Here is an 11,044-nt window from a genome sequence, read left to right on the forward strand (position 1 = left end):
GGCCCGGCTGCCTACCGCTCGCTGCAGCCGGGCCGTCTCCCGGCTGCGCGCGGCGCGGGCCGCCTCGGCTTCCGCCAGCTGCGCGGCCAGCCGCTCCAGCTCCTCCAGCACGTCGTTGTAACGCGGCAGCAGCGCTTTGGCCGCCTCGGCCTCGCGCTCCAGCCGCTCCACCGCCTGGAGGAGCTGAGCGATTTCCTGCGTGCGCCCGCGCGGCCGATACAGCTTGTCCATGTCCTGGACCAAGCGCTTCTCCCCGCGCAGCACCGCTGCTCCGCCGCCAATCCCGGCGTGGAACAGGTAGCGGCTCAGCTCCTCCGACTGCAAGGCGCCCACTTGTTGCAGTTCCGTCAGCGACACGGCGAACAGCTGCTTGAACATCGCCTTGGACATGCCGCCTAGCAGCTCCCGCTGCATTTCCTCTTGCGATGCCTCCCGCACGCCGCCTTGTTCATCGCTGCGCGTGATCCGCAGCCGGTCGCCGCGCGTGCCCGGCAAATTTCGTCCCTCCGGCGGCTGCGCATACCGCTCGATCATCCAGCGCGTTCCGTCATCGCCCAAGATTGTCAGCACCCCGCCGTGCGCACCGCCCCGCAGCGGCTCATACCGTTCAGCCGCAGCCGCCCGGGTAGGGATGCCAAACAGCATCGCCCGGACAAAGCCCAGCAGCGTGCTTTTGCCTGCTTCATTGGGACCGTACAGCACCGTTACTTGCCCCGGAAGCTCCACGTCCAGCCCATTCAGGCGGCCAAAGCCGCTGATCTGCATCCGTTCCAGCTTCATGAGACGCTTCTCCCTTCCCGCGACGTCGGCGTGTCATCAATCAGCAAGGCCGCGGCCAACTCCTCCGCCCGGCGAACCAGCTCCCGCTTGGCTTCCAGGTTCAGTTCCTGCAAGATCCGTCGCAGTTGCCGGTTCTCTGCCGCCTGTGCCAGCGCGGTGTCAACCAACTCCTCCACCCGTTCAGGTTCAGCGGCTGTGCGTTCTCCTAACCGGAACAGCTCACCGAGGAAGCTGTCCTCCGCAACTAGCCCCTCACGGTCCAGCTCCACCCCAGTTTCCAGCTTGAAGCCGGCCGGCCATACGATGCCTTCACCCTGCCCTGCTTCCACAGCCTCGGCCTCAAAGCGTCCCAGTTCTTTTCGCCGCAACTCCTGCAACAGCTCTGCCGCCTCCGGCCCCGATTGGAGCATCCCGTGCAGCGGCCCGCGCCCGATCAAAATCAACCGAACGACCGTCATCCGATCCGGCTCGGCCTCCCGCAGCTCGTCCAGTTGCTCCTCGAGGCTCAGCTTCAACGCTTCTTCCGTGGCCAACCCGTCGATGGACAAGCGGCTCTCCAGCCACAACACCTGATCGAGTCGCCGAAACGAGAGCTCCGCCTCACCGTTCTCCGCAACCTCCACCAAATAGCAGCCCTTCGGTCCGGTTTCCTTTAGGCTGCGCCCTTGGATGTTGCCGGGATACACCACCCACGGTGAATCGCAGAGAATCTGCCGCTTATGGATATGACCCAGCGCCCAATAATCGTATCCCGAGGCCTGCAAATCGCGAAGCGAGCACGGGGCGTATGCGTCATGCCCCTCCTGGCCGTCCACGTTGCCGTGCAGCAGCCCGATGTGGTAGAGGTCCGAGCCTGGCTCGCGCTGATATTGAATCGCCAAGTTCTCATGCACCGCCGGAGTTGGATAAGAAGCCCCGGTCAGCACCGCCACCGGCTCCCCATCGCTGCGCCGTACGGCGGTCACACTTTCCACTTTGGGGCCAAACTCTGTCACATGATCAGGCAAAGCCAACCTGAGCCTCCGGCCGGACAAGGGGTCATGGTTGCCCCGAATCAGATACACCGGAATACCGTGCTCTCCCAGCTTGTCCCAGCCCTCGCGCAAACGCAGCTGCGCGCGCAGCGAAGAGTCCGATGCGTCGTAAATATCGCCGCTGATCACCACGAAATCAACGGCTTCCTCGATCGCAAGCCGAATCATTCGCTCGAACGCAGTAAAGGTTGATTCCCGCAATAACTCGCGCAGCCGATCCGGCACCCCGGACATCCCCGAAAAAGGGGTATCCAGGTGCAAATCGGCTGCGTGTAGAAAACGAAAGGCTTTCATCCGCACAACAACTCTTTCCTATTTGAATTGCAGGTACAGCTTCTTCAGCTCGTGGACCACCCGGTTCAGCGAGTAATGGGTTTTCGCCTTCTCTGACCCGCTGCGGGCCAGCTGATAACGGTAATCCGGATCCACGATCACTTTCTCCAGCGCTTCGGCCAACGCCTTCGGATCTTCCGGAGGCACCAGCAGACCGTTCACGCCATCCTCAATTTGCTCAGCAATCCCGCCGATCCGCGTTCCGACGAGCGCCAGACTGCACAGCGCAGCCTCAGCGAACACATTGCCAAAGGCCTCCGCCCGGGAAGGCAATACGAAAATATCAAAGAACGGCATAAATTCTTCCGGATGCAGCGTATACCCGTAAAAAATCGTATCATCATAAATGCCCAATCGTTGCGCCAGCTGCTCCAGCTCCTGACGGATGGGACCGTCGCCGATAATGTGCAGCACATAGTTATGGCCGCGCTTCTTCAGTTCGGCGCACGCATGCAGCAACGTGTCCAACCCTTTGGCCGGCACGAGGCGGCAGACGGTGACGAGCTGAGCGACTTCATTTTCATGAGGGACCGGTTTAAACCGCTTCTCATCAAACCCGTTCGGGATCACGCCGATAGCCGCAGGATCGTCCACATACGGCGCCAAATACTCGGCAAAAGATTTCGATACGGTGAACAGCCGATCGGTGCGATGCTCCAGCTCGCGGTACAGCGACGTAAGAAATCGGTGCTCCGGCCCGTTCTCTCGGATGCGGCCGTTGAGAATCAATTCTTTTTCATAACTCGAGTGAATGCTTTGGATAACCGGCGTCTGCGGGAACACTTCCTTCATCGCCAGCCCTGCGATCGGGTGATGGGCATGGATCAAATCGTAAGGCTGTTTCAATCGCAGCTTAGTCCACCACAAATAGTCGCGATAGGTTTGCACGTATTTTTGGACGATCGGGCTGTCCCCGTATTGCTGCCAATCAAAGGTATGAAAAATAACGGGATCGCTCCCCTTCGAACGGATCCGTTTGGGCAGTGAAAACAACTCCATCTCCCAATGTGGAGGATTAAACCGGTCTTGCAGGTACGGAATCATCGACGATACGCCACCGGGCTGTTCCGGCGGGAAAAATAAAGCCTGCAGCAGTTTCATTGTGCTTCTCCTTTGCATGTCGTACGTTTTTTGCGTTTAAATCCGCTTCTTTTTCCATTATGCCATAGGCAGGAAGGAACATCCATTCCCCTTTTTTACGAGTCATTAAAAAATCACTGCTGGATCAACTGCCTCTTTTGTGAATAAAAAGGGATATGATAAACTGCTGAAGTATAGATGTTCCGGCCTCTGACGGCCTTTTTTAGATTGTGGAAGGAGCAACAACGATGAGCAATCCATCCCTGCCAACCGCATACGTTGAAGCGGTAACGGCCCTGCTCGGCCCGGCCGAGACTGAGGCGTTCCTAGCAAGCTATGATGCGCCTCGCACCTATGGACTTAGATTTAATACGTTAAAAATACCTCCGTCCTCCCCGGCGGCTGACAAGCTCGCGGAGCTGTTCGCCTTGCGTCCGGTACCTTGGTGCGGGACGGGCTATTATTACGAGGAATCCACCCGGCCGGGGAAACACCCCTACCATGCTGCCGGTCTCTATTATATTCAGGAGCCGTCCGCGATGTCCGCCGTGGAGCTGCTTGACCCGCAGCCCGGTCAGACGGTACTGGATTTAGCGGCTGCCCCCGGCGGCAAGACAACCCAAATCGCTGCCAAAATGGCCGGCCAAGGTCTGCTGATCAGCAACGAAATTCACCCGCAGCGCGCACGCATTCTAGCGGAAAACGTGGAGCGTCTCGGCATTCGGAACGCCGTCGTGACGCAGGCGCCACCGCCTGCGCTCTCCGCCCGCTTCCCGCTGGCGTTTGACCGCATCATGCTGGATGCCCCTTGCTCCGGCGAGGGGATGTTCCGCAAAGATCCCGACGCGATCAGCGAATGGTCGCCGGAGGCTGTGGAGCTGTGTGCTGCCCGGCAATGGGACATCCTGCAGGACGCGGTCGCGATGCTGAAGCCCGGAGGGCGGCTTGCCTACTCGACCTGTACGTTTAACCGCCGCGAGAACGAGGACACTATCACCCGTCTGTTGGCGGAGTACCCGTTCCTGCGCCTGATCGCCGAGAAGCGGATTTGGCCGCACCGCGAACAAGGAGAAGGCCATTACGTCGCCCTGATCGAACGGGATCATGACGAGAAAACCCCTGCGATCTCCGCTGCTATCGCCAATCGGGAGGGGGCGGACGCCGTTCGCCGCGGCGGACGTGAGCGCAACCGCAAGCGCGGCGCCCGCTCCGGTCCGTCCGAGCGCAGCGCCGCAACAGCCTGGGACAGCTTTCGCGCTTGGGCGGCGGACGAGCTGCCTGCCTTCGCGCCTCCCGCCGGAGGCACCCCGCTTCTGTTCGGCGAGGCGCTCTATCTGCTTCCGGCCAGCGGCGGTTTGGCGCTGACGCCGGAACACTTAACCGGCCTAAAGGTCCCGCGCGCCGGGCTGCACCTCGGCGACGTCCGCAAAGGCCGGTTTGAGCCCGCCCATGCGCTGGCGATGGCGCTCAGCGCAAACGAAGCCGCCCCGCGTCTGTGGACGCTCGACGCGGAATCGCCGCTCGTCGCCGCCTATCTGCGCGGCGAGACGCTTGAGGTGCCGGCCTCCTTACGCGGCTGGCACCTCGTGACCGTCGCCTGCGGCGACGACCAATATCCGCTGGGCTGGGGCAAAGCCAGCGGCGGACAGCTGAAAAATCACCTGCCCAAAGGATTGCGTCATTAAAGTTTCAAAGGCGCCTATTTGCAGGTCACTCCTGCCGGATGTCCAAACGTATACCTCCTTGGCTGCATACAATGCACTATCTCGTTTTAAAAACGGGAAACCATCCTGACGTAAGGGAGGAATAACAATGAGTGGAATCCATGGAGGGGGCTTCACTTCAACGGCAGCAATTTTGGTACTGTTCATCTTGCTCGTGATCGTTTCCCGTTCACTTCTGGTGTAATGCAGCCACGAGCCTGTAAAGAGGTTGGAATCCGGCCTGGATTCCAACCTCTTTTTTTATCCCTTGACAAGAAACCGCTTAGGATGAAATAATACACTCATCTAATTAAATGATTATCGAATTAGCGAGGGATGAGGATGCAGCTCGACCGATTAGTTCATTTTCATAAAGCTGTTGGCGATGTGACCCGGATCCGGATTATCGCCTTGCTTCAAAACGGCCCGTTACACGGTCAGGCACTGGCCGGAAAGCTTGGCGTCACGCCGCCGACGATTACCCACCATATGACCAAGTTAAGGGAGGCGGATTTGGTGTACGAACGCCGCGACAAGAATACGATTTATTTTTATTTGAACGAAAAAAGCCTCACCCAACAAGCTCAAGCGATTCTAAAAGTCGGCAAGGCGAGTTCTGCGGCCGAGGACAAGCAAGAAGCGGCGGCACGCAAAGCCGCGATCCAGGACAACTTCTTTAACAGAGACGGCACCCTTAAGCACTTGCCAGCCCAACGCAAGAAGAAGCTGATTGTGCTCGAACGTCTCGTCAAAGGCCTGGAGCCGCACCGCAAATATACGGAAAAAGAAATCAACGAGTATATTCGGCAATACCACGAGGATTATGCGACGATACGCCGGGAGTTTATCATGAACCATTTCATGTACCGCGAAAATGATATTTACGAGTTGAACCCGCCGGAGCTCTGGGACAAGAGCCCATCCTGATTGCAACTACAGCGGTTCAGGAATATCTCGCCGTGCAATAAGGCTGGCCGTGCCTTTTCGCCTTATTGCCTTTTTTTCGCGAATGCAATTCGATAATCATTTAATTAGACAGATGTATAAAAGGAGTTGGCCTCATCCCATGAAATCTTTACGAATCCTGCGCCAGGAACCTTCCTACCGCCGCCTGTTTGCGGCTGGTCTGGTGAACGGCATCGGCGACCGCTTCAGCCAGGTGGCTGTCCTCGGTTTGCTGCTATCGTTGACCGGCTCAGGTCTGGCCGTCGGCATCACCTTTGCGATTCGCCTCGTTCCCTACCTTGTCTTTGGACCGATTGGCGGGTGGCTTGCCGACCGTTTTACCAAAAAAACGATCATGCTCTTCACCGACGCCGTCCGGATCTTTTTTGCATTAACACCGCTTCTCGTTCACGAAGCCGGAGACGTCTGGATCATCTATGTCAGCTCGTTTGCCTTGTCCGCGGGCGAAGCGATCTACGCCCCGGCCCGCATGTCGCTCATTCCCCGGCTCGTCCGTCGGGAGAACCTGCTGGCGGTAAACAGCCTGGAGCAGGCGATGACGGGCTTTGTGCTCATCGGCGGCTCTGTCACGGGCGGCATCCTCGCTGCGGCAGTTGGCAGCCAGGTGTCTTTTGTGCTGAACGCCCTGTCCTTCCTCGTCTCCGGTCTGCTGCTTCTTCGCTTGAATCCGGCAGCGCAGCCCGCAGCCGGAGCAGACGCGATCGACGCAGAAGCGGCTAAGTCAAGCTCGCAGCCCTCGATTCCCTCATCCACCACATTTCGCCGGCTGGTACGTCAAACTTTCTTTTTGCAAATCATGCTGATTGTCTTTGCCATTTGGCCGATCGGGGACGGGATCTTTAACGTGCTGATCAGCGTATATGCCTCTGAAGTGTTTCACATGGGAGACGTCGGCATTGGGCTGCTGTATGGGGCGCTGGGTGCCGGGATGCTGATCGGCTCCGGACTCGCCGGCAAGGTGGCCCGTCATATGCGGACCGCCGCGGTGCTCACCCTTGGACTCGAAGGAATATCTCAAGTGATCAGCAGCCAGTCGCCTTCCTTTCTCCTGCTGTTTGGGTTGCTGGTCTTATCGGCGATCATCACCAGCGTAGGCAACGCCTGCAACGAGACGGTGCTGATGCAGCTGATTCCTAGCGAATGGCAAGGTCGGTTCTTCGGCAGCCTGGCCACCCTGCAAAATACCGTGATGGGCGTCATCATGCTCGCTTCCGGTTTCCTGCTGGAAGCCGTAGCGCCTAGAACCTTGGGGTTCGCCGGGGGAACGCTCCTCACCTTGCTGGGCTTCGCCGTTGCCATTGTCTGGCTGCTGCACCGCCGCAAGGCCCATCCCTTGAAAGAAACCGAGCAGCCGCCGCAAATGTCCTTGGACTGACCACTTAGAGACACCAAAAAAGCCGAACCCGGTTCCGGGCTCGGCTTGATCTATGTTCACGCTGTTAGGCTTCCAGGCAATATTTCTCCAACGCCCGCTTCACGCCTTCCTCGTTATTCGAGGCCGTGACGGCATCGGCGGCAGCTTTTACGTCGAGCGGCGAATTGTCCATCGCTACGCCCAGTCCGGCATAGGTGAGCATCGTGATGTCGTTATAATAGTTCCCGATCGCCATCACGTTTTCCGCCGGGATTCCGCGTTTTTCCGCCAGCTTCTGCAGGGCCGCTCCTTTCGAGGCGTCTTTATGCATCAAGTCGATGAAAAAATCGCCGCTGCGCAGCATATTAAACTCCTGCGTCCACTGACTCCAGTCAGCATACACCCGATCCAGCTCCTCCATCCCGCCGGCTGCGGTGAACTTCACGATCGGTTTAGTAAAATCTGCCCAGGCTGGCATATTCTCCGGTTCCATAAAAAACTGGTGGTACACGTCCAGCGTTTCTTGGGTCAGCCCGGCCAGATTTTCCACATACAACGTAAAAGTGGTATTCACGTCAAAATGGATGTTGTGTTTGCGGCAATACTCCATGTACGGCTCCAGCCCGTGCGGATTCATCGCAAATTCATGGATAACCTCCTCGGTCCGCACATCCACCGTAGCTGCACCGTTATGGCAAATGACGTAGCCGCCCAAGCCAATCTCACGCATATATGGGATCGAGCTCCGAGGAGCCCGGCCGGTGCACAACACAAACTCTGCACCTTGTTCCGCGATGGCGCGGATCGTCTCGATCGTTCCTGGCGTCAGGACGTGGTCGTCCGTCAGCAGTGTGCCGTCAACATCCAAAGCAATCAGTTTATATTTCATGTATGGTGTGGTCTCCTTTCTGTCTCTCTGTCTCAACCCTCCCCATCCCTCCCTTACCGTAAGGGAGGGGGCCCGAGGGCCTGCTGCCCTCTGGTCTCCCGCAAAGGGGAGGAACGTAGGAGGCACAGAGGCGCTCCTGCACGCTCTCCCCTTTGGGGAATCGCTTAGGTTGGCTTGTGGAACGCTTTTCCCCCTTCGGGTACGTCTAACTTTTGGCGCTCCCGGGTTCCCTGGTAAACCGTACTGCTCAACTCTGCTTCTCTCGGAGCACCCGGGCAGACTTGTGTGCTCTAAGCCGCTTGTCGCCCTGCGGGCACGCTCTGCTTGGGGCGCTCCTGCTTGCTGCTGGCGAACACTGCAACGCAGGGCTTTAGATCCTGCTACTCCGTTCAATCAAACCGCTGTCCCTGCGGGATTCGCTTACTTCAGTGCAAACCGCTGATTTGTTGAGGCTGCTGCGTGCTTCTTCCCCTCATTCCCCGCGAACCCGGCTCTCTCCCTGCGAGATTCGCTTACGCTATTACTTTGTAGGCTGCTTTTTGGGGGCAGCAGGGTTTTTGTAAGTTCGCAGCGACTCTAGCTCGGACTCGGTCAGCTCGCGGAAAGCGCCTAGCGGCAGGGTCTCGTCAAGAACGAGCGGGCCCATCGATATGCGCTTCAGGTAAGTCACCCGCGAGCCAACGGCTTCGAACATCCGCTTCACCTGATGGAACTTCCCTTCCGAGATCGTCAGCTGGATGCGTGAGATAGGAGTTCCGTCGGTATCTACGCGGTGCTCCAGCACCTTCAGCTCAGCGGGCAAGGTGATATAACCGTCGTCGAGCTCGACGCCTTCCCGGAAGCGTGCAGCTTCCGGATCTCCCACATGGCCGAGAACAACGGCTTCGTACGTTTTCGGCACATGCTTGCGCGGAGATAACAGATCGTGTGCCAGCTGACCATCGTTGGTCAACAGCAGCAGGCCTTCAGTATCCTTATCTAACCGCCCGACAGGAAACGGGGAGAACACTTGAAAATCCACCGGCAACAAATCAATGACGGTTCTCTCTCTCATATCCTCCGTAGCTGAAATAACACCGGGCGGCTTATGTAACATCAAATAAACGAATTCGCGGTAAAATATCTGCTCACCATCCAGCTCCACAACATCAACTTCCGGATCACATTGCATGCCGCTGTCCTTGACAACCGCACCGTTGATTGTGACCCGACCTTGTTTGACGTATTTTTTAATCTCCGATCGGGTGCCGTAACCCAGATGGCCTAATATTTTGTCCAACCGCTGCGTCTTCTTGCCTTTACTCATCTTATGTCCACCTCCACCCGGCGGGATATTCATTCTTCAGCAACCCGTCCTGCCATTTGCCCCAGCCCAGCGAGTAGTCGTCAACCGTGACCAGCACATAGCCTTTGGGGCTGGCGCCTTCCTGGCAACGAATCCGATCCTTGTCCACCTGCAGCGTCTCGCCTTTCAGGTATCGGATCGCCTCACCGTCCGCAAAAGAGAGATCCAATACCCGCGCCGCTTCGGTCGGAGACAGTGCCGTGGCCAAAGGTTGTCCAGGTGTCAAACGCCCATTTTTCACAGTTCCGACGTACCATCCGGGGCGCACGACTTTTAAGCCGTCCAGCCGCTCTTTCGCCAGCGGGGACAAATAGACGTTGCCGCCAAAGAGCAGCGGTTCCCCCGGCAATTCCGCTCCGGCGAGTTGTTCCTGAGCAAAGGCCCGCCAGCTCTCCAGCACCTCCCGATCGTCCACCGCCTTCGCATCACGAGCTGCACCGGTACGGGAGCGATGGGATTGACGGGAATTCCGTTTATCGCGAGAGTTCTCTTCCCATTTGGAGGAGACATTACGATCTTCTTCGGCTTCCTTCAGGGATTGCTCTTCCCCCTGCCGCTCCAACACAGCGAGAAAATGCCCCTCGCCCTCCACCTGATGCGGCCATAGCCGACCACAGCCGGCAGTTTGTGCGGCGATTTCCGGCGGATACACCTTGCCTTCCCCGCGCTCAGCGAGCCAAGTAAGCCACTCCGGCCGTCCGGGTGCGATGCCATGATCTAAACCCAAAGGCACTACTCGAAATTCCGGATGCTCCAGCAGAAACTCGGCGATCGTCGCTTCATTCTCTTCCGGGGCAAACGTGCAGGTAGAATAGACGATTCTCCCGCCGGGCGCCAGCATGGCCGCAGCCGAGTTCAAAATTTCCTGCTGCATGTCGGCATATTTCCGAACCCAATTGGGCTCCCAATTCCGCGCCATATCCTCATCCTTCCGGAACATGCCCTCGCCCGAGCAAGGCGCATCGATCAGGATCTTATCGAAAAAAGAAGGAAACGCCCGCGCAATCCGCTCCGGCGACTCCCCCAGCACAACGGCATTTCGAACCCCGTACAGCTCGATGTTCTTGGCGAGCGCCTTCGTCCGCTCCGTGTTGATATCGTTGGTGACCAGCATCCCACGTCCGCACAGCTTCGCTGCGATTTGCGTTGACTTCCCGCCAGGAGCTGCGCAAAGATCGAGCACCCGCTCTCCGGGAGTAACGTCCAGCAGTTCCACCGGCGCCATCGCACTGGGCTCCTGAATATAATATAGCCCGGCATGATAATACGGATGTTTGCCCGGCTTTGCCTGCTCCTCGATGTAGTACCCTGTCCGGCACCAAGGGATCGGCCGCAAATCAAACGGCACCATCGCCTTGAAGTCCTTCGGATCAATCTTTAGCGTATTAACCCGGATTCCTGCAAATCTAGGACTGTCATAAGACGCGTAAAAGTTCGCAAACTCTTCCTCGCCCAACAGCCCGCGCATCCGTTCTATAAATTCCTCTGGTAGTTGAACCGCCATGCTTGTCCCATCCATTCTTTGTTTCAATCCTGTTGGTTGCACCCTTGCGCAAACGG

At 57.9% G+C, this 11,044-nt stretch carries 10 protein-coding genes; 4 read left to right on the forward strand and 6 right to left on the reverse strand.

The window, feature by feature from the left end; translation table 11 throughout:
* The 3 genes from PBA01S_RS21715 to PBA01S_RS21725 all read right to left on the reverse strand — a co-directional run.
* Window positions 1–780: AAA family ATPase (locus PBA01S_RS21715; protein WP_164744231.1), on the reverse strand; the 780-nt coding region annotated here is incomplete at its 3' end.
* Entirely contained in the window at window positions 777–2,108 is a 1,332-nt protein-coding gene (locus PBA01S_RS21720) for a metallophosphoesterase family protein (RefSeq protein WP_036699408.1), read from the reverse strand. The genes PBA01S_RS21720 and PBA01S_RS21715, both read right to left, overlap by 4 nt.
* Before the next feature lie 18 nt (window positions 2,109–2,126).
* A complete protein-coding gene (locus PBA01S_RS21725) occupies window positions 2,127–3,248 on the reverse strand; it encodes a glycosyltransferase family 4 protein (RefSeq protein ID WP_028538033.1) in 1,122 nt (373 codons plus the stop codon).
* Between the two features lie 227 nt (window positions 3,249–3,475).
* On the opposite strand from PBA01S_RS21725, the gene PBA01S_RS21730 reads away from it, so the two are divergent.
* From PBA01S_RS21730 to PBA01S_RS21740, 4 genes are all read left to right on the forward strand, one after another.
* Complete coding sequence (locus tag PBA01S_RS21730; RefSeq protein ID WP_028538034.1) at window positions 3,476–4,912, forward strand: RsmB/NOP family class I SAM-dependent RNA methyltransferase; 1,437 nt, start codon at window positions 3,476–3,478, stop codon at window positions 4,910–4,912.
* Window positions 4,913–5,039: 127 nt separating this feature from the next.
* On the forward strand, window positions 5,040–5,135 hold the full coding sequence (locus PBA01S_RS22995) for a hypothetical protein (protein ID WP_009222812.1): 96 nt from the start codon (window positions 5,040–5,042) through the stop codon (window positions 5,133–5,135).
* A gap of 137 nt (window positions 5,136–5,272) precedes the next feature.
* Window positions 5,273–5,857, forward strand: a complete 585-nt coding sequence (locus PBA01S_RS21735) for a DUF2087 domain-containing protein (RefSeq protein ID WP_009222811.1) — start codon at window positions 5,273–5,275, stop codon at window positions 5,855–5,857.
* A 139-nt stretch (window positions 5,858–5,996) separates the two neighbouring features.
* A complete protein-coding gene (locus tag PBA01S_RS21740) occupies window positions 5,997–7,271 on the forward strand; it encodes an MFS transporter (protein ID WP_028538035.1) in 1,275 nt (424 codons plus the stop codon).
* Between the two features lie 64 nt (window positions 7,272–7,335).
* Here the strand turns inward: PBA01S_RS21740 and PBA01S_RS21745 are convergent, their stop codons facing one another.
* From PBA01S_RS21745 to PBA01S_RS21755, 3 genes are all read right to left on the reverse strand, one after another.
* Window positions 7,336–8,139, reverse strand: coding sequence for a Cof-type HAD-IIB family hydrolase (locus tag PBA01S_RS21745; protein ID WP_028538036.1), 804 nt, complete (start codon window positions 8,137–8,139; stop codon window positions 7,336–7,338).
* A gap of 520 nt (window positions 8,140–8,659) precedes the next feature.
* A complete protein-coding gene (locus PBA01S_RS21750) occupies window positions 8,660–9,445 on the reverse strand; it encodes a pseudouridine synthase (RefSeq protein WP_127576717.1) in 786 nt (261 codons plus the stop codon).
* Window position 9,446: 1 nt separating this feature from the next.
* Complete coding sequence (locus PBA01S_RS21755; RefSeq protein WP_127576718.1) at window positions 9,447–10,988, reverse strand: RsmB/NOP family class I SAM-dependent RNA methyltransferase; 1,542 nt, start codon at window positions 10,986–10,988, stop codon at window positions 9,447–9,449.
* Window positions 10,989–11,044 lie beyond the last annotated feature (56 nt).

Origin of the sequence: Paenibacillus barengoltzii NBRC 101215 (assembly GCF_004000745.1) — a bacterium.
In the GTDB taxonomy this organism is placed as follows: domain Bacteria; phylum Bacillota; class Bacilli; order Paenibacillales; family Paenibacillaceae; genus Fontibacillus; species Fontibacillus barengoltzii.

Excerpts from the sequence above, each read along its gene's own strand:
- PBA01S_RS21720 (WP_036699408.1), bottom strand. The coding sequence starts at position 2,108 with ATGAAAGCCTTTCGTTTTCTACACGCAGCCGATTTGCACCTGGATACC.
- PBA01S_RS22995 (WP_009222812.1), top strand. The coding sequence starts at position 5,040 with ATGAGTGGAATCCATGGAGGGGGCTTCACTTCAACGGCAGCAATTTTG.
- PBA01S_RS21755 (WP_127576718.1), bottom strand. The coding sequence starts at position 10,988 with ATGGCGGTTCAACTACCAGAGGAATTTATAGAACGGATGCGCGGGCTG.
- PBA01S_RS21730 (WP_028538034.1), top strand. The coding sequence starts at position 3,476 with ATGAGCAATCCATCCCTGCCAACCGCATACGTTGAAGCGGTAACGGCC.
- PBA01S_RS21725 (WP_028538033.1), bottom strand. The coding sequence starts at position 3,248 with ATGAAACTGCTGCAGGCTTTATTTTTCCCGCCGGAACAGCCCGGTGGC.
- PBA01S_RS21750 (WP_127576717.1), bottom strand. The coding sequence starts at position 9,445 with ATGAGTAAAGGCAAGAAGACGCAGCGGTTGGACAAAATATTAGGCCAT.
- PBA01S_RS21735 (WP_009222811.1), top strand. The coding sequence starts at position 5,273 with ATGCAGCTCGACCGATTAGTTCATTTTCATAAAGCTGTTGGCGATGTG.
- PBA01S_RS21745 (WP_028538036.1), bottom strand. The coding sequence starts at position 8,139 with ATGAAATATAAACTGATTGCTTTGGATGTTGACGGCACACTGCTGACG.
- PBA01S_RS21740 (WP_028538035.1), top strand. The coding sequence starts at position 5,997 with ATGAAATCTTTACGAATCCTGCGCCAGGAACCTTCCTACCGCCGCCTG.